The 16,267-nt window shown below is 45.0% G+C and carries 24 protein-coding genes (1 of these 24 running past the window's edge); 3 read left to right on the top strand and 21 right to left on the bottom strand.

Going from position 1 to position 16,267, the window contains the following annotated elements:
• Positions 1-541, top strand: partial view of a polysaccharide deacetylase family sporulation protein PdaB gene (gene pdaB / locus MKX59_RS03990; protein WP_023990485.1) — the 3' portion only. 239 nt of this gene lie to the left of the window's left edge; 541 of the gene's 780 nt are visible here — the last part of the coding sequence; the start codon falls outside the window, past its left edge; the stop codon is at positions 539-541.
• Between the two features lie 106 nt (positions 542-647).
• Complete coding sequence (gerD, locus tag MKX59_RS03985) at positions 648-1,385, top strand: spore germination lipoprotein GerD (RefSeq protein ID WP_069080584.1); 738 nt, start codon at positions 648-650, stop codon at positions 1,383-1,385.
• A gap of 34 nt (positions 1,386-1,419) precedes the next feature.
• Here gerD and MKX59_RS03980 read toward each other — a convergent pair whose 3' ends face one another.
• The 4 genes from MKX59_RS03980 to MKX59_RS03965 all read right to left on the bottom strand — a co-directional run bounded on the left by MKX59_RS03980 (position 1,420) and on the right by MKX59_RS03965 (position 5,347).
• Positions 1,420-2,526 carry an Mrp/NBP35 family ATP-binding protein gene (locus tag MKX59_RS03980; RefSeq protein ID WP_023990487.1) on the bottom strand — a complete coding sequence of 369 codons (1,107 nt, stop codon included), beginning with the start codon at positions 2,524-2,526 and terminating at the stop codon, positions 1,420-1,422.
• A 59-nt stretch (positions 2,527-2,585) separates the two neighbouring features.
• Positions 2,586-3,362, bottom strand: coding sequence for an N-acetylmuramoyl-L-alanine amidase CwlD (gene cwlD / locus MKX59_RS03975; RefSeq protein WP_340857658.1), 777 nt, complete (start codon positions 3,360-3,362; stop codon positions 2,586-2,588).
• A gap of 68 nt (positions 3,363-3,430) precedes the next feature.
• Complete coding sequence (sat, locus tag MKX59_RS03970; RefSeq protein ID WP_340857657.1) at positions 3,431-4,600, bottom strand: sulfate adenylyltransferase; 1,170 nt, start codon at positions 4,598-4,600, stop codon at positions 3,431-3,433.
• Between the two features lie 54 nt (positions 4,601-4,654).
• Positions 4,655-5,347 (bottom strand): phosphoadenylyl-sulfate reductase, encoded by a 693-nt coding sequence (locus MKX59_RS03965; protein WP_013312138.1) that lies wholly within the window; start codon positions 5,345-5,347, stop codon positions 4,655-4,657.
• A 975-nt stretch (positions 5,348-6,322) separates the two neighbouring features.
• Here MKX59_RS03965 and MKX59_RS27565 point away from each other — a divergent pair.
• Positions 6,323-6,454, top strand: a complete 132-nt coding sequence (locus MKX59_RS27565; protein WP_418026622.1) for a malic enzyme-like NAD(P)-binding protein — start codon at positions 6,323-6,325, stop codon at positions 6,452-6,454.
• Between the two features lie 619 nt (positions 6,455-7,073).
• Here MKX59_RS27565 and rpsI read toward each other — a convergent pair.
• The 17 genes from rpsI to rplR all read right to left on the bottom strand — a co-directional run bounded on the left by rpsI (position 7,074) and on the right by rplR (position 16,250).
• Positions 7,074-7,466: a 30S ribosomal protein S9 gene (gene rpsI, locus MKX59_RS03960; RefSeq protein WP_013312140.1), complete on the bottom strand. Its 393-nt coding sequence runs from the start codon at positions 7,464-7,466 to the stop codon at positions 7,074-7,076.
• A 20-nt stretch (positions 7,467-7,486) separates the two neighbouring features.
• Positions 7,487-7,924, bottom strand: coding sequence for a 50S ribosomal protein L13 (rplM, locus tag MKX59_RS03955; protein ID WP_013312141.1), 438 nt, complete (start codon positions 7,922-7,924; stop codon positions 7,487-7,489).
• A gap of 183 nt (positions 7,925-8,107) precedes the next feature.
• Positions 8,108-8,893 (bottom strand): tRNA pseudouridine(38-40) synthase TruA, encoded by a 786-nt coding sequence (gene truA / locus MKX59_RS03950; protein WP_028542615.1) that lies wholly within the window; start codon positions 8,891-8,893, stop codon positions 8,108-8,110.
• Between the two features lie 151 nt (positions 8,894-9,044).
• Entirely contained in the window at positions 9,045-9,410 is a 366-nt protein-coding gene (gene rplQ / locus MKX59_RS03945) for a 50S ribosomal protein L17 (protein WP_013312143.1), read from the bottom strand.
• A 34-nt stretch (positions 9,411-9,444) separates the two neighbouring features.
• Entirely contained in the window at positions 9,445-10,389 is a 945-nt protein-coding gene (locus MKX59_RS03940) for a DNA-directed RNA polymerase subunit alpha (RefSeq protein ID WP_007432558.1), read from the bottom strand.
• Between the two features lie 135 nt (positions 10,390-10,524).
• Complete coding sequence (gene rpsK, locus MKX59_RS03935) at positions 10,525-10,920, bottom strand: 30S ribosomal protein S11 (RefSeq protein WP_013312144.1); 396 nt, start codon at positions 10,918-10,920, stop codon at positions 10,525-10,527.
• Positions 10,921-10,939: 19 nt separating this feature from the next.
• Positions 10,940-11,308, bottom strand: a complete 369-nt coding sequence (gene rpsM, locus MKX59_RS03930) for a 30S ribosomal protein S13 (protein WP_007432560.1) — start codon at positions 11,306-11,308, stop codon at positions 10,940-10,942.
• A gap of 21 nt (positions 11,309-11,329) precedes the next feature.
• On the bottom strand, positions 11,330-11,443 hold the full coding sequence (gene rpmJ, locus MKX59_RS03925) for a 50S ribosomal protein L36 (RefSeq protein ID WP_003333770.1): 114 nt from the start codon (positions 11,441-11,443) through the stop codon (positions 11,330-11,332).
• 117 nt (positions 11,444-11,560) lie between these two features.
• Positions 11,561-11,776, bottom strand: coding sequence for a translation initiation factor IF-1 (gene infA / locus MKX59_RS03920; RefSeq protein ID WP_006212898.1), 216 nt, complete (start codon positions 11,774-11,776; stop codon positions 11,561-11,563).
• Positions 11,777-11,778: 2 nt separating this feature from the next.
• Positions 11,779-12,087: a KOW domain-containing RNA-binding protein gene (locus MKX59_RS03915; protein ID WP_028542616.1), complete on the bottom strand. Its 309-nt coding sequence runs from the start codon at positions 12,085-12,087 to the stop codon at positions 11,779-11,781.
• 9 nt (positions 12,088-12,096) lie between these two features.
• Positions 12,097-12,636 carry a M24 family metallopeptidase gene (locus tag MKX59_RS03910; RefSeq protein WP_023990556.1) on the bottom strand — a complete coding sequence of 180 codons (540 nt, stop codon included), beginning with the start codon at positions 12,634-12,636 and terminating at the stop codon, positions 12,097-12,099.
• Positions 12,637-12,641: 5 nt separating this feature from the next.
• Positions 12,642-13,286 (bottom strand): adenylate kinase, encoded by a 645-nt coding sequence (locus MKX59_RS03905; protein WP_013312147.1) that lies wholly within the window; start codon positions 13,284-13,286, stop codon positions 12,642-12,644.
• A 90-nt stretch (positions 13,287-13,376) separates the two neighbouring features.
• Positions 13,377-14,675, bottom strand: coding sequence for a preprotein translocase subunit SecY (gene secY / locus MKX59_RS03900; RefSeq protein WP_013312148.1), 1,299 nt, complete (start codon positions 14,673-14,675; stop codon positions 13,377-13,379).
• Complete coding sequence (gene rplO / locus MKX59_RS03895; protein WP_013312149.1) at positions 14,675-15,115, bottom strand: 50S ribosomal protein L15; 441 nt, start codon at positions 15,113-15,115, stop codon at positions 14,675-14,677. The genes secY and rplO overlap by 1 nt, the downstream gene beginning before the upstream one ends.
• Positions 15,116-15,158: 43 nt before the next feature.
• A complete protein-coding gene (gene rpmD, locus MKX59_RS03890) occupies positions 15,159-15,344 on the bottom strand; it encodes a 50S ribosomal protein L30 (RefSeq protein WP_013312150.1) in 186 nt (61 codons plus the stop codon).
• 12 nt (positions 15,345-15,356) lie between these two features.
• Complete coding sequence (gene rpsE, locus MKX59_RS03885) at positions 15,357-15,854, bottom strand: 30S ribosomal protein S5 (RefSeq protein ID WP_013312151.1); 498 nt, start codon at positions 15,852-15,854, stop codon at positions 15,357-15,359.
• Positions 15,855-15,881: 27 nt separating this feature from the next.
• Entirely contained in the window at positions 15,882-16,250 is a 369-nt protein-coding gene (gene rplR / locus MKX59_RS03880) for a 50S ribosomal protein L18 (RefSeq protein WP_007432568.1), read from the bottom strand.
• Between the last annotated feature and the right edge of the window lie 17 nt (positions 16,251-16,267).

Below are 16,267 nucleotides of genomic sequence, written 5' to 3'. Positions count from 1 at the left end.
TAAAAAAGTGACTAAGTCCACCTTTTTTCTTTCTGCCCCTTGGAGTAAAACACATCCAGAGCTTGTGAATCAGATTAAAGAAAGTGGATTTGAGATCGGCAGTCATGGCCATAAACACGAAAATTACAGTAGCTTAAGCGATGAAGATATTCGTAAGCAGATTTCCATTGCTCATACCACATTAACCGAACTGACGGGACAGTCCCCGAAGTTGATCCGTATGCCTAATGGCGACTTTGATAAAAGGGTCCTTCAGGTTGCCGGCACTTTAGGCTACAAAACCATTCAGTGGGATACAGATTCCCTGGACTGGAAAAACCCTGGTACTCAGGTCATAATCGACCGTGTTGTAAATAAAGCGCATCCTGGCGATATCGTCCTTCTGCATGCCAGTGATTCCTGTAAACAAACACATGAAGCCTTGCCCGTCATTATCGACAAGTTGCGCGCACAAGGCTATGAATTCGTGACTGTATCTGAACTGCTTCAACAGGGTACAGTAAAAGGCAAAGAGGTACGCGATCAGGCACTGGGTCTTTAAGGAGTTATTTTACATCGTTCTCAGCTAAAAACCAAAAGCAAATCGACATATTTCTCCGCATTCATCCGCATACTATCCACATTCATGATGAAGGAGGAATACGGCCATGAATTGGACTCGTTTGCGATTTGTTAGCACGGTATGCGTACTGGGCGTTGCACTGAGTGGCTGCGGCTCGGATCAGGGTTCTGCGCCCCCCCAGAACAGTTATAAAGAGATGAAAACGATGGTTGTCGATATCTTGAAAAGCGATGACGGAAAAAAAGCCGTAGAAGAGGCTTTAACCGGGGAAAGCACTTCAAAAGAAGGACAATCCGGTCAAAGCAGTGAAGAGGGTGGGGCTGGTGGTGGATCTGGTGGCAGCATGGGAATGAAAATGCTTATGCCCATGCAATCGGCTGAACAGATGAAGATCGCAGTCAAAGATACTTTGGTATCACCTGAATATAAAAAAGAAATCGAAAAAATTATGACTGATCCGCGTTTTGCCGGAGAATTTGCCAAAGCCATCAACAGCCAAAGCAAACAGCTTCATATGCAACTTATAAAAGACCCTTCTTATCAAAAATCAATTGAAGCGATGCTTAAGTCGCCAGAACTGACCAAGATGTATATGGACTTAACTAAAACTCCTGAATATCGCAAACAATCTATGACAGTCATGCATGATGCCATGCAGAATCCGATTTTTCGGCTTGAAGTCATGAATTTACTTAAAACTGTCGTACAAGAGGAACTCCAACCTAAGGTTGAGAAAAAAAGCGGTGAGCAAGGTGGCTCTGCTGATCAGAAGCAAGATGGTGGTGGTGGTGGAGGCGAAGGAGAACAAGGTGGAGGCCAATAATAAAAAGGCTGGTTCAACAACCAGCCTTTTTTTCTTATTCAAATTCCGCGTGCAACGTCGTAATTTGAGCAGCAATATCATTGTAAATTGCCCCTGTCGCCGACTCGGATTTATATACGGATGGAGAAAAGTCGGCTTCTGAAGGGTGATTGTCTGGGATACCCAGCGGAATTTGCGCCAGCAGCTTCGTATGAAGGGTATCTGCCAGCATAGCCCCGCCACCGCGTCCAAAAACATAGTCCTTTTCTCCGGTAGAGGATACATAATAGGACATGTTCTCCACAACACCAATGACCTTATGATCTGTTTGGAGCGCCATAGCCCCTGCACGTGCAGCTACAAAAGCTGCAGTTGCATGTGGGGTAGTGACAATGATTTCTTCACTCTGCGGAATCATTTGATGTACGTCAAGCGCTACATCGCCAGTCCCTGGTGGTAAATCGAGTATCATATAATCCAGTTGTCCCCATTCAACATCACTAAAAAACTGTCTGAGCATTCTCCCCAGCATGGGACCTCTCCAAATCACCGGATTGTTCTCTCTGACAAAGAAGCCCATAGACATGATTTTGATACCGAATCGCTCCACCGGCTGAATGATACCATCTTCGACAGAAGGAACCTCCTCCACCCCGATCATATCCGGCACGCTAAATCCATAGATATCCGCATCAATTAAACCCACACGCTTCCCCTGTCTAGCTAAAGCAGCAGCCAAATTTACAGCTACTGTCGATTTTCCGACACCACCTTTTCCGCTTGCAATGGCAATAAACCGGACGCCAGATGCTGGGCTAAGCAGCTCATGTTCTTCCATACCGACAGCATGTCCTTTGGTCAAAACCGGGTCAGCGGCTTCCTCGGTATTCTCCACAGCTTGAATTGCGGACTTTTCATGCTCAGATGCCTCACGAATACGAATATGGACGTGGCTTAATCCCGCCTCTTCTAATGTCTGCCGGATTTCCCGCTCCAGTTCTGCACACGTCTCTTCCTGGCTATTCAAACTAATAGCGGTCAGGGATACCCGATCCTCTTTAACAACCACATCCCGAATAAAATGGAGATCGACTAGACGGCGTCCTGTTTGAGGCTCCCGCACTTGTTGAAGTAGCTCTATAACTTGCTCTCTTGATTGCATGAATTATCAGCACCTCTGCTTTAATGAATTACGGAGTGGTAAACACTTACAGTATACCACTATCTGGCCTCAGGTGCTGGTGAGATCCCCTTTTCCCCGGCACTGTAACGCAAAATCCCCTTATATATGGACGCCGCCACCTGCCTTTGATAGGTCACGTCACTTAGTCGTCTAGCTTCCTCTGGATGGGACAAAAATCCGACTTCTACAAGGGCTGATGGCATTTTGAGAGCTTTCAATAAATAAACTGTGTTCACGGTCTTAGCCACTCTGTCCGTATTTTCCAAGTTGCGTTTGATTTCTTCCTGAATTAAAGACGCCAAATTCTCGTTATCTGCATGGTTAGGAACGTAAAAGGTCTGGGCTCCACTCCAACGGCTCGACGGAATACTGTTCATATGAATACTTAGAAAGAGGTCCGCTTTCTGCTCCTCAATTATACGCACACGCTGCTTCAAATCCTCCGTTTTTCTTCTGGAATAACCTTTCGTTTCTTGCTGCGCCAGGTCGCGATCATCCTCACGTGTCATGACAACAACAGCACCTGCTTGCTGTAAATAATCCCGCAAATAAAAAGCGATTGCCAGATTAATATCCTTTTCAATAATCCCTTCTTTGCTAACCGCCCCTCCATCAGGCCCTCCGTGTCCAGCATCTAGGGCAATTACTTTACCAGTAAGGGGTAAACTCCAATGGGTCCAAGCTCTCGAAGCAGGTATCTCATACAATGCCAGTGTAATAAATAGAACGGCGAGACAACAGCCCAACAGCATTTTTTGCAACGTCCGATAGCGAATCCACAGTGTAACCTCGTTTTTACGATTATTTTTTTGCATAACAAAACGCCTCCGTCCTATACAGATACTAATAATCTATATGGGACGAGGCGTGTAGATAGTACAACTCAGGCATGAACAAATTCTTTCATACCTTCAATCAGCACTTGAGCGACTTCTGGTCGTGTAAATTCAGGTGGCGGGCAAACCCCAGAGCGCAACAATTCCCGTACCTTGGTGCCCGAGAGCGTTAAATGATGCTCCTTGGGATGTGGGCATGTTTTACTTGAGGCCATATTTCCACATCGGGTGCAATAAAAGCTGTGTTCAAAGAACAATGGAGTAATCGCCAGCTCTTCAGGTGTAAAGTGCCTGAAAATTTCCTGTGCTTCGTAGGTACCATAATAGTCTCCTACACCGGCATGATCCCTTCCAACAATAAAATGGGTGCAGCCATAGTTCTTTCGCACAATAGCATGGAAAATGGCCTCTCTAGGACCCGCGTATCGCATGGCAGCAGGAAATACCCCCAGAAAAGTCCGATCAGCCGGATAATAATTGTCCAACAGCACCAGATAGCTCTTCATACGCACATCTGCCGGAACGTCATCTGACTTGGTTTCACCAACGAGTGGGTTTAGAAACAAAGCATCCACAATCTCCATCGCGCTTTTTTGAATGTACTCATGTGCCCGGTGTACCGGATTTCGTGTTTGAAATCCGACTACTGTTTTCCAGCCTTTTTCTGCAAAATAGTCGCGTGTCTGTGATGGTGTATAGTAAAACTCACTAAATTGTGTGGGCTCCGGCCGATTCAGCACTTGCACACATCCACCAACATACGTAGCAGGTCGATCTAACAGTTTTTTTACGCCAGGATGAGCCGGGTCATCCGTCTTGAATACTCGTCTGGCTTCCTCAGCCTGATCTACCTGATAAATACTTTCAATATCAAGTACAGCATAAATAGTACCGTCTGTTTCACCCACCAAAGCCACCTGCTGACCTAATTTCAATTCACTGGCTACACTTTCTGCAACTGCAAGAGTAATGGGAATACTCCAGACTGTACCATCGGCAAGACGCATATCTGTTACCACCGACCGATAATCAGATTCATTCATAAACCCCGTCAAAGGAGAGAAAGCCCCCACTCCAATTAAATCCAGATCAGAAATGGTCCATGAGTTTACACGGATTGGGAACAATTCCTCTGCGGCCTGCAAAAGTGCTTTTTGCTTCGGTCCTGTAATGATTTTATCAACAAGTGTTCCGCCATGCGGAAGAATTGCAGTCATAATGCACTTCCCTTCTCTTCAGTAAATATGACTCATAGCTACCTGAATACCATTTTATTGATGGAGCCCACACTCCGTTTTCTCATTGCCTGACCAGCGACCTGCACGAGGATCTTCACCTGGTAGGACCTCACGGGTACATTGCTCACAACCGATACTGGGATAATTGCGATCATGCAATGGATTATACAGCACTTCATGAGTACGGATATAGTTCCATACATCCTCGGATGTCCAGCTTGCCAAGGGGTTAAATTTAACGAGTCCAAACTTTTCGTCATACTCTACCTTTTTTGAATTCGCACGGGTAGGGGCCTGATCCCGGCGAATACCGGTAATCCATGCATCGTATTGTGACAAAATACGTGTCAGCGGCTCAACTTTGCGTATACCACAACATGTGTTTGGATCTGTTTTCCACAGTTCCTCTCCATGTTCAGCCGCTTGCTCTTCAGGAGTAATTAAGGGAGAGACCCTAACAAAATCCAAGTTATATCTGGCTTTCATCTGATCTCGCGTATCATAAGTTTCTTGAAAATGAAAGTCGGTGTCCAAGTAAAAAATGTCGGTGGAAGGGCTAATTTTTTGAAGCATATCTACTAGTACTACATCTTCTGCTCCGAAGCTACAAGCAAAGGTAAGATTGGGAAATGTAAGAACAGCATACTGGATAATTTCCTCTGGCGTAGCCTCTTCCAGTTCAATTGCCTTGACTCTAATCAACGCTTCTTTCTCCAATAAATTCATTATCAATGCGCCTCCATATGAAGATTCATAAATAAGTGTCACTCCAATACCGACTAAACTAATAAGATTAAATACAGTATAAAACTTTCACAATCATTGTCAATCCACGGCAAAATGTCCTGATGCAAGCATTTATCCACCTAAATTTGCAGGAATGTTGCTCTGTCAGCATTCTTTAATGCTTTCTTGCGTATCCAACCAAGTTCATTGGCTTTATATAAAATATTCTTATACCAAACACTTGAAAATGGTCCATAGGCTCTTTGGTTACTAAAAATAACTAGTGTAGCTGAAGGTATGCTTGAATGGAGGCTTTTTACGTCAACAAAGACGGCTTGTTCTCTACTCTGCCGAAGACAAAGGCGTACCACCAGTACGCTTTTAAACAAAGGGCTTTCTTATATAACATTATATGGGAATAGTTTGGTCCTTGAAGGAATACATCCTATAGTTTTGACTTTGGAAGAGCAAGCCGAACGTGCGGATAAGCATTTTTTTGACAACCTACCTTGCTACGCAAAATTACTTAGTTGAATGATTTCTATAGCCAAAATGTATTATTGTACTATACATATGCTTGTGGATCTTCTGAGTGAAATGCTTTAGAGGCATCTAGGAGCAGCGTATCCTAATCTTGGCCTAGTGCGCGGCAGCCATCGGTAATGCTGAACAGCTTTGGGTTGCTTGATCAAGCAAGAATCATCTGTAGAAGAAAGCAACATCGTTTCTGAATCTAAGATTATCGAAGGGTGCTAACCGAGGGAATTGAAAATAACTTTAGGTTTCAAAGCTCTTATTTTGCATTCCAAAGATGAAGTCCGTATGTGGACGAGTTCAGATGAGGGCAAAGGTAAAATAGACTTTACTCGAATTTTTTAGCCAGATGAAACCCACTATACTTTTCTGGAGCTCTGGCATCACCGATGCTTTCATTGTGGAAATTAAAAAGAAATGACTGCGCGCTGAACTCTTGTTATGCCTTTATCCCATCCTAAAGCGCTTGTAGAGGCAATTCCCGAGGAATTGATCCACTGGGACACAAGCAAGACTCTTATCGCTACTGGAAGCCTATTTAAAGCCTGTCATCAAGGAGGGTCAATTTTATGAGGGTAGACACAGTCGGACAATACATGGTGCTCCCAGTTATAGTTTGGAGCGATTGCTGTGTAGACTATTTCCATTACCAGTAACATGTAAATCGCCGTTGCCATTGCAGTAGCCTAGAAAGCGGACAGTGCTAGGCTAAGGAGCGTCCTTCTCTCAGTGCACACAAATAAAAAGAGGTATTCCTTGCCGTATCCCTAGCTACGCCCAAAACAACTGTACAAGAGGCATAGACAGTACCAGCCAGAACATATCAAGGGACTTTACATAAACAACTGAAAGCAAAGTATCTCGTGAAACAGCACTTAGCAGAGAATATTAAGATGAGGCTAATTTGATAGTCGAACATTATATTTTAGTCACAGGTTATAAACATTACAGAATAAACTCCGTGTAAATAGCAAACTGTATTTGTGTATAACAATATCGTCTTCAATTACATCGTGGATAACTTTTCGTGTTCCATGCATTTGCATGCGGTTATTTATGTATTCGCAGAAACATGCTGAAGCCCATGAATTTTAGAGTAGGTCTACTTATCCACATGTGGATAATAATCAGGAAATGACTAAATAAAAAAGAACCCTTTCCATAAGGAAAAGGTTCTTCTGTATTCGAAATATTAACGTTTCGAGAACTGTGGTGCACGACGAGCGGCTTTGAGACCGTATTTTTTACGTTCTTTCATACGTGGGTCACGAGTCAAGAAGCCTGCTTTTTTCAAAGCTGGACGGAATTCCGGATCTGCTTTCAACAGAGCACGGGAAATACCGTGGCGAATTGCGCCGGCTTGACCAGAGATACCACCACCATGAGCGATAACGAGTACGTCATAGCTGCCAACTGTTTCTGTCAGGTTCAGTGGTTGTTTTACGATCAGTTTGAGAGTTTCCAAACCGAAATATTCATTAATATCACGCTTATTGATGACAATGCGTCCTTCACCCGGTACGAGACGAACACGAGCTACCGAATGTTTACGACGACCTGTCCCATAGTATTGTACTTGTGCCATGAAACTGTCCTCCCTTTTAATTATCCGCGAAGTTCGTAAACTTCAGGTTTTTGTGCTGCATGTGGATGCTCAGTGCCTCTGTAAGCTTTAAGTCTCAGCTTCATTTTCTCGCCTTGACGAGTTTTAGGAAGCATACCGTGAACAGCCAATTCCAACATACGCTCAGGCTTGTTCTTAACCATTTCTTGTGCAACCGTTACTTTCAGACCACCCGGATGCAGGGAGTGACGGTAGTATTTCTTGTTCTCCATTTTTTTACCGGTCAATACGATTTTTTCCGCATTGATTACAACAACAAAATCACCTGTGTCCACATGTGGTGTAAATTGTGGCTTGTGTTTGCCGCGAATCAACGCAGCCGCTTCGCTTGCCAGACGGCCGAGCGTTTTGCCTTCGGCATCAATGATGTGCCAGTTGCGCTCAACTTCATTTGGCTTCGCCATATACGTAGTACGCATGAAAAGTATCCTCCTTAAGTTCGTTAACAGAAATCATCATTTATCTTCGTTCGTTAAGTTGCTGCATTATTGATGGATTAGATGTTAATTTAAAGTGATTATCTTAATTGGGGCTGTGGGAAAGCCATTAAGAAAACACAACTTTTATATTACAGGATAACCATCAATTCCGCAAGGGTAAAATCAATGTTTTTTGATGTTTTCGTCGTACTCTACATTCCAGAGCGTTAAAGCGTGTCCAACGGCCGTAGGTCCGGCCTTTGAACGATTTTTCGCCTCTAAAATGGAAGGAATATCATCCGACGATTTTTTGCCTTCTCCCACTTCCAGCAAAGTACCCATAATAATCCGAACCATGTGCTGCAAAAATCCGCTACCTGTAATATAAGTATGGATAATTCCCTGATCATCCGAGTCCGGACGTGAAAAGGAATGGTCTACTGTCATATAGGCTTCGTAAATAGTGCGAACATGATTCGTCTTTTGGGAACGTCGAGATGCGAACGAAGTATAGTCAAAGGTGCCAACTAAATGAGCTAACCCTTCCTCCATCGCTCTTACATCCAGACTCGTTGGATGATGGGCCTGTGTACGACGGTGAAAGATGTCCGGAAACCGGTTCGCATTAATACTGTACCGATATGTCTTCCGCTTCGCCATGCGGCGCGCATGAAAGGACAGTGACACCTCTCTCGCATCCGTAACGATGATATCACGAGGCAACCAGGCATTAAGTGCCAGACACCAGCGCTGTAACGGAATCGGCGATTCAGTGTGAAAATTGAATACCTGCCCGTATGCATGTACACCTGCATCTGTACGGCCTGAGCCTGTAATTTTAAGACGCTCGCCCGTCAATGAGTAAATAGCATGTTCAAGGCAGTCCTGAATGGTGTTACCGTTAGGCTGCGTCTGAAAGCCATCATAGTGGGTTCCGTCATAGTTCACCTTCATGCACAAGTTCCGCATGCTTCTCACACCTTTGTAGGGGTAGTCTCTGGCCTTGCAAGGAATAACCGAACATAACAAAGGAGAAGCCCCTCAAGGACTCCTCCAAGAGAAAAAAAGGGTTGTTCAGAATCAAGCCGATTCTGTCCACCCTTCCCTCATCTTCGCCTGTTTACGCGCGGTCAACCAATTCCAGATATACCATTGGAGCGGCGTCGCCACGACGAGGTCCCAATTTCAGGATACGAGTGTATCCACCTGGACGCTCAGTGTAACGTGTAGCCAATTCGCTAAACAGCTTTTGGATTGCATCCTGCTCACCATCCAAAGTTTCACGGCGAACGAACGCAGCCACTTGACGACGTGCGTGCAGATCTCCTTTTTTCGCTTTGGTGATCAGTTTTTCAGCAATAGAACGAACTTCTTTCGCTTTAGCCTCAGTAGTTTGGATACGCTCATACAAGAACAGATCGGTTACCAAATCACGAAACAAAGCTTTACGGGCACTGGAGTTACGGCCCAATTTTTGGTATGCCATGTAATTTCCCCTCCTTCACAAAAACGTTGCTGTACTATTCTTCCGTACGAAGTCCTAAACCAAGTTCCTCGAGCTTCTCTTGTACTTCTTCCAAAGATTTGCGACCCAAGTTACGGACCTTCATCATATCTTCTTCAGATTTAGTCGTGAGTTCTTGTACCGTATTGATACCAGCGCGCTTAAGGCAGTTATAGGAACGGACGGAGAGATCCAGCTCTTCGATCGTCATTTCAAGAACTTTTTCTTTCTTGTCTTCTTCTTTTTCAACCATAATTTCAGCATCTTTTGCCTCGTCCGTGAGACCCACGAACAACATCACATGCTCGGTCAAAATTTTGGCTCCAAGGCTCACTGCTTCCTCGGGACGAATACTTCCGTCAGTCCAAACCTCAAGTGTCAGCTTGTCATAATTCGTAACCTGGCCGACACGCGTATTTTCTACGCCGTAGTTCACGCGTGCAATCGGAGTGTAGATGGAGTCGACGGGAATGACGCCGATCGGCTGGTCATCACGTTTGTTCCGATCCTGCTTAACGTAACCGCGACCGCGATTGGCAAAAATACGCATGTGAAGTCTCGAACCCGGTCCGAGCGTAGCAATGTGAAGATCCGGATTAAGAATTTCCACATCACTATCCGCACGGATATCTCCTGCCGTTACAACTCCTTCGCCTTCCGCATCGATTTCGAGTACTTTCTCTTCATCCGAGTGGATTTTAAGCGATAAAGCTTTCAAGTTCAGAATGATCTCCGTTACGTCTTCCTTCACACCGGGAACCGTTGCAAACTCGTGCAGAACCCCATCGATCTGAACCGATGTGACTGCTGCCCCCGGTAACGAGGATAACAGAATACGGCGAAGCGAGTTTCCCAGCGTCGTACCGTATCCGCGTTCCAGCGGTTCTACTACGAATTTTCCATAGGTGCCATCATCATTGACGTCAACCGTCTCAATTTTCGGCTTTTCGATTTCTATCACTGCAATATCCCTCCTTCAAAACGTCGCTCCTATATGAAACATTCACCTTATCCATAGTCTATCATGCAGTATACCTAAACATCCATTCTTGGCAGTTTGTGCCGGATCTATACTACACGCAGAGGAGAAATCTCATTAGACGCGACGACGTTTTGGAGGACGGCATCCGTTATGAGGTACCGGAGTTACGTCTTTGATCAGGTTAACTTCCAAACCAGCAGCTTGCAAAGAGCGGATTGCTGCTTCGCGACCTGCACCAGGTCCTTTAACCATGACTTCGACAGTTTTCATGCCGTGTTCCATAGCAGCTTTAGCAGCAGTTTCTGCGGCCATTTGCGCTGCAAATGGAGTAGATTTACGGGAACCACGGAATCCCATGCCGCCTGAGCTGGCCCAAGAGATTGCGTTACCGTGTGGATCTGTGATCGTAACGATCGTGTTGTTGAACGTGGAACGGATGTGTGCCACGCCAGTTTCGATATTTTTACGGTCACGGCGTTTTGTACGTACAACTTTTTTCGGTTTAGCCATTGAATGTTATCCTCCCTTCTTATTTCTTTTTGTTCGCTACAGTCCGACGAGGACCTTTACGGGTACGAGCATTAGTTTTAGTACGTTGTCCGCGAACAGGCAACCCACGACGGTGACGAACACCACGGTAGCACCCAATCTCAGTCAGACGTTTAATATTCAAGGAAATTTCACGACGCAGATCGCCTTCTACTTTAACTTCTTTGTCGATCGTTTCACGTAATTTGCTCACTTCATCTTCAGTCAAATCACGAACACGCGTGTTTGCACTGATGCCTGTTTCCTTCAAGATTTTCTGAGAAGTCGTTTTACCGATTCCGAAAATGTAAGTCAAGGCGATCTCAACGCGTTTGTCACGTGGCAAATCCACACCAGCTATACGAGCCATTTTACGCTACACCCCCTTCTATTAACCTTGTTTTTGTTTGTGTTTCGGATTTTCGCAAATAACCATTACGTTCCCTTTGCGGCGAATGACTTTGCATTTTTCGCAAATAGGTTTTACAGAAGGTCTTACCTTCATGTTGATTACCTCCTCCAAGCTTTACCCTGGTAAAACTCGCTTCGTGAACATTCACATCGTTTTGCCGAGCAAAACAAGTTTTTTAAATGACATACGTTTAATAAAAACCTGCATGAATTACTTGCGGTACGTTATACGGCCTTTGGTTAAATCGTAAGGCGATAACTGTACAACCACCTTGTCGCCTGTCAAAATACGGATAAAGTGCATCCGCAGCTTTCCGGAAACATGAGCAAGAATTTGATGACCGTTCTCCAGCTCTACCTTGAACGTAGCGTTCGGCAGTGGCTCGATTACCGTACCTTCAACCTCAATGACATCTTCTTTGGCCAAAGTCAGTCTCCTTTCTCTTCAGCTTGGTATTCGGACGAGTCCAGGAAAGTTTTCACTGCATGGCGCAGCTTTCCATTCGTCACCCGACCGCTTTCGTATAAACTGTTTACAATCTCGCTACTAATCTTTGGCTGAGGCACCAAATGAAGAACATTTTTCTTCTTCGCTTGATCAAACTTTCGTTTATCCCCATCCGCAATATATACAAACCTGCTATCTGCTACTGAAACGACAACCGCAATCTGTCCGGCACCTCTGCCTTTCAGAATCTTCACCAGCTGACCGATTTGCAGGTTTCCTTGCTGAATCATTACAATCACCTACGCACTCAGTTTCGTGAAAATGTCCATGCCGCCCGTTTCGCACGTCACCGCTTGCTCGTTATGAGCACATGAGGTTACGTTCATCGTAACGACCGTCCAGTTGTCTTCCAGCGTCCCTACATGGTGAGAACCTATCTGAATCATTGATTCAATAGCCAGCCCAATGCCGGTTTTCAGCCTCGGCCCCTGCTCAGGAATACCACGGTTTGGATTCTCAATATATTGCTGAATGGCATGCGACATTGTAAACTGGCGAGTTTTCGCGATGATATCGCCTTTGTTTAACTTGCGTTTGCCGGGAAATCCGTGCACCAGTTGTTCGTTGACTGAAGCGCAAATGCTAGCAGGAAAACCGTTATAACCTTTAAAAGACGGCACAGCTCCCTGACTGCGAATATACCGATCAGCTAAATGATCAAGTTCACCGGTCGTAATACCGGGCTCGATGTGTCCTGCCAAGAGATGATCCGTTTCCGTATCTATTCTCTTAGCTTTCCTCATAAAGCTTGATTCCGTCCCCGACTTGCAAATGATCATTACAGCTAACCCCGCAACAAGGACACGATATTTTGGGAAACCACATCAATATCCTGTTCTCCGTCAATATGACGCAGAAGATTCTGGTTCTCATAAAACGTGAGGAGTGGTGCTGTTTTATTACTATATTCGTCAAGTCGTGTTCTTACGCTATCTTCATTATCGTCAGGACGCTGATAGAGTTCCCCACCGTCTTTATCGCAAATGCCTTCAACCTTAGGAGGATTAAAGACAATATGATAGCTAGTTCCGCAGCTTTTACAAACCCGCCGTCCTGTGATTCGTGCCAACAAGTTGTCACTATCCACTTTCAGGTTGATGACGTCATCTAGCTTCGTATTCAAACGACCCAAAATTTGATCCAAGGCTTCAGCTTGAGCCAAAGTTCTTGGAAAACCGTCCAGCAAGAACCCTTTCTTGCAATCTGGCTGTTGTAGCCGTTCTTCAACGATACCGATTGTTACGTCATCCGGAACAAGTTCACCCTTGTCGATATATTCTTTAGCTTTAATGCCAATAGGTGTTCCCTGTTTCATCGCTAGGCGAAAAGCATCACCTGTCGAGATATGAGGAATGCCGAATTCCTTCACAATGACATCTGCTTGTGTACCTTTACCAGCCCCCGGAGGGCCCATGATCAAAATATTCACAATCTGTCACTCCTCAAGACGACCCCTACACAAGAAACAGCACAAAAGGTGCCGGTAAGCATGCGAACATCCTAAGCCGGTACCTATTGCCTATTTGTTGATGAAGCCTTTGTAATGGCGTTTGATCAGTTGGCTTTCGATTTGCTTCATTGTATCCAATGCTACACCAATGATGATGAGCAATGAAGTACCGCCAATTTGCACGGAACGAGGCAAGCCCGAAAGCGAACCGAAGAATACCGGCAAAACGGATATGACTGCCAGAAACAAGGCTCCTGTCATTGTCAAACGTGACATTACTCGTGTCAAGTATTTCTCCGTGGCTTTACCCGGGCGAATTCCCGGAATATAACCGCCGTTTTTCTTCATATTGTCGGCCATTTGCTGCGGATTCATCTGTACAAAGGTATAGAAGAATGTGAAACCGATAATCATTACGACATACAAAACCATGCCCAGCGGCTTGTCATAATACAAGTAAGTGGTAACCCACTTAGCCCAAACATGATCTGCCCAGAAACTCGCAATAATTGTCGGGAATTGCAGCAATGATACCGCAAAGATTACCGGAATAACGCCTGCCGCATTAATTTTCATCGGAATATGCGTATTCTGGCCACCGTACATTTTGTTGCCAACTACACGTTTCGCGTATTGTACCGGGATTTTCCGAATACCTTGCTGGATGTAGATAACACCAACAATAATCAGAACAATCACCAGGGCAATTATAATTGCCTTCAGAATATTCATAAACAGCTGATCTGCCTGAATAAACTGAGATTCTACAACCGTCCGAATATGTCTTGGAATACCCGCTGCAATCCCTGCGAAGATAACAATAGAGATACCATTGCCGATTCCCTTTTCGGTAATTTGCTCACCGAGCCACATAAGGAACGTAGTTCCTGCTGTAAGCACAATGGCAATGACCAGATAATCTGCAAAAGTGGCTCCTGGAATCATCGCTGCACCGTACAGTCGATTAAAGCCAATCGACGTTCCGAATGCTTGAATCAGGCCAAGTATTACCGTACCATAACGCGTAATTTGAGCCAACTTCTTTTTACCATGCTCTCCTTGTTTAGCCCATTCCGCAAGTTTCGGAATCACGTCCATTGACAGCAACTGTACAATGATGGACGCTGTAATATATGGCATAATCCCGAGGGCGAAGATCGAAAACTGATACAATGCGCCCCCTGAGAAGGTGTTAAGGAGTCCAAACAACTCGCTTCCTGCCTGATCCTGAGAAGTAAAGACTTGCTTGTTCACGCCGGGAACCGGCACAAAGGAGCCAATACGATATACAAAGAGTATAAACAGGGTGAACAGGATTCGGGTTCTAAGATCCTCAACCCGCCATATATTTTTCAGGGTCTTGAACATTAGATCACCTCGGTTTTACCGCCGGCAGCTTCAATTTTCTCTACCGCAGATTGAGAGAACTTGTTCGCTTTAACTGTCAATTTCACAGTGATTTCACCGTTACCCAGAATTTTGATTCCGGATTTAGCGTTTTTCACAATGCCATTGTTCAGCAAAAACTCAGGGCTTACTTCTGTACCCGCTGCAAAACTGTTCAAATCTTCGATATTCAAAACCGCATACTCTTTACGAGTAGGATTTACGAAACCGCGTTTAGGCAAGCGACGATACAGTGGGTTTTGACCACCCTCGAAGCCCGGACGTACACCACCGCCGGAACGAGCGTTTTGACCTTTATGACCACGACCAGAAGTTTTACCCGTACCGCTACTAGGACCACGACCCAAACGTTTACGTTCTTTGCGGGAGCCTGGAGCTGGGGAAAGCTCATGTAACTTCATCGTTCGTTGCACCTCCTTGATTATTGTTAAAATACTTTATTTCTTAAGCCTCAATTTCTTTAACAGAAACCAAATGGCTAACTTGATTAATCATCCCGCGAATAGCTGCATTGTCGGGTTGAACTACTTTATGGTTGATTTTACGCAAGCCGAGCGTTTTAACAGTCGTTCTCTGATTACCAGGACGGCCGATCAACGAACGAACGAGGGTAATTTCTAATTTCGCCATGATATTCCCTCCTTAGCCCAGCAGCTCTTCGATGGATTTGCCGCGCAATTTTGCAACTTCTTCAGCGCGTTTCAAGCGGGACAAACCTTCCAAAGTCGCATTGACCATATTCATGGAATTCGAAGAACCCAAAGATTTTGTCAAGATATCACCTACACCAGCAAGTTCCAGTACAGCACGAACCGGACCACCAGCGATAACTCCAGTACCTTCCGATGCCGGTTTCAACAGAACCCGGCCAGCACCGAACTTACCTGTAACAAGGTGAGGAATTGTTGTTCCTACGAGTGGAACGTGAACCAGGTTTTTCTTAGCATCTTCAATACCTTTGCGAATTGCATCAGGTACTTCGCCAGCTTTACCGATTCCAGCGCCTACCCAGCCGTTGCCGTCGCCCACTACTACCAGAGCACTGAAGCTGAAACGGCGTCCGCCTTTGACAACTTTAGCTACACGATTAATATTTACTACTCTTTCAGTCAGTTCCAAAGTATTCGGATCTACACGCAAGTCGTTAACCTCCTTTTGAGAAATGTCTTAGAATTCAAGGCCTGCTTCGCGAGCTGCATCAGCCAAAGCTTGAATCCGTCCATGATACAAGTATCCACCACGGTCAAATACGATGTTAGCATGGCCTTTTTCTTTCGCACGTTTAGCAACGAGTTCGCCAACTTTACGAGCTGCTTCTACACTACCGCCGTTTTTGATTTCGCTGCTCAGTTCTTTATCCATAGTGGATGCAGATACCAATGTTACACCAGCTACATCATCAATCAGTTGTGCGTAGATATGCTTGGAAGAGCGGAATACGTTCAAACGAGGACGTACAGCCGTACCTTCGATTTTCTTACGTACACGCAGATGTCTTCTGACACGTGCTTTATTTTTATCTTGTTTTGTAATCATCTCAAGTTTTCACTCCC

Origin of the sequence: Paenibacillus sp. FSL R7-0340 (genome assembly GCF_038002205.1) — a bacterium.
Classification (GTDB): Bacteria; Bacillota; Bacilli; order Paenibacillales; family Paenibacillaceae; genus Paenibacillus; species Paenibacillus polymyxa_B.
This window is presented reverse-complemented; position numbering and strand designations above follow the sequence as displayed.

What these genes read in the sequence shown, in the direction of transcription:
- gerD (WP_069080584.1), top strand. Translation starts at nt 648, where the DNA reads ATGAATTGGACTCGTTTGCGATTTGTTAGCACGGTATGCGTACTGGGC.
- MKX59_RS03980 (WP_023990487.1), bottom strand. Translation starts at nt 2,526, where the DNA reads ATGCAATCAAGAGAGCAAGTTATAGAGCTACTTCAACAAGTGCGGGAG.
- cwlD (WP_340857658.1), bottom strand. Translation starts at nt 3,362, where the DNA reads ATGCAAAAAAATAATCGTAAAAACGAGGTTACACTGTGGATTCGCTAT.
- sat (WP_340857657.1), bottom strand. Translation starts at nt 4,600, where the DNA reads ATGACTGCAATTCTTCCGCATGGCGGAACACTTGTTGATAAAATCATT.
- MKX59_RS03965 (WP_013312138.1), bottom strand. Translation starts at nt 5,347, where the DNA reads ATGAATTTATTGGAGAAAGAAGCGTTGATTAGAGTCAAGGCAATTGAA.
- MKX59_RS27565 (WP_418026622.1), top strand. Translation starts at nt 6,323, where the DNA reads ATGCCTTTATCCCATCCTAAAGCGCTTGTAGAGGCAATTCCCGAGGAA.
- rpsI (WP_013312140.1), bottom strand. Translation starts at nt 7,466, where the DNA reads ATGGCACAAGTACAATACTATGGGACAGGTCGTCGTAAACATTCGGTA.
- rplM (WP_013312141.1), bottom strand. Translation starts at nt 7,924, where the DNA reads ATGCGTACTACGTATATGGCGAAGCCAAATGAAGTTGAGCGCAACTGG.
- truA (WP_028542615.1), bottom strand. Translation starts at nt 8,893, where the DNA reads ATGCGGAACTTGTGCATGAAGGTGAACTATGACGGAACCCACTATGAT.
- rplQ (WP_013312143.1), bottom strand. Translation starts at nt 9,410, where the DNA reads ATGGCATACCAAAAATTGGGCCGTAACTCCAGTGCCCGTAAAGCTTTG.
- rpsK (WP_013312144.1), bottom strand. Translation starts at nt 10,920, where the DNA reads ATGGCTAAACCGAAAAAAGTTGTACGTACAAAACGCCGTGACCGTAAA.
- rpsM (WP_007432560.1), bottom strand. Translation starts at nt 11,308, where the DNA reads ATGGCTCGTATAGCTGGTGTGGATTTGCCACGTGACAAACGCGTTGAG.
- rpmJ (WP_003333770.1), bottom strand. Translation starts at nt 11,443, where the DNA reads ATGAAGGTAAGACCTTCTGTAAAACCTATTTGCGAAAAATGCAAAGTC.
- MKX59_RS03915 (WP_028542616.1), bottom strand. Translation starts at nt 12,087, where the DNA reads ATGATTCAGCAAGGAAACCTGCAAATCGGTCAGCTGGTGAAGATTCTG.
- MKX59_RS03910 (WP_023990556.1), bottom strand. Translation starts at nt 12,636, where the DNA reads ATGATCATTTGCAAGTCGGGGACGGAATCAAGCTTTATGAGGAAAGCT.
- secY (WP_013312148.1), bottom strand. Translation starts at nt 14,675, where the DNA reads ATGTTCAAGACCCTGAAAAATATATGGCGGGTTGAGGATCTTAGAACC.
- rplO (WP_013312149.1), bottom strand. Translation starts at nt 15,115, where the DNA reads ATGAAGTTACATGAGCTTTCCCCAGCTCCAGGCTCCCGCAAAGAACGT.
- rpmD (WP_013312150.1), bottom strand. Translation starts at nt 15,344, where the DNA reads ATGGCGAAATTAGAAATTACCCTCGTTCGTTCGTTGATCGGCCGTCCT.
- rplR (WP_007432568.1), bottom strand. Translation starts at nt 16,250, where the DNA reads ATGATTACAAAACAAGATAAAAATAAAGCACGTGTCAGAAGACATCTG.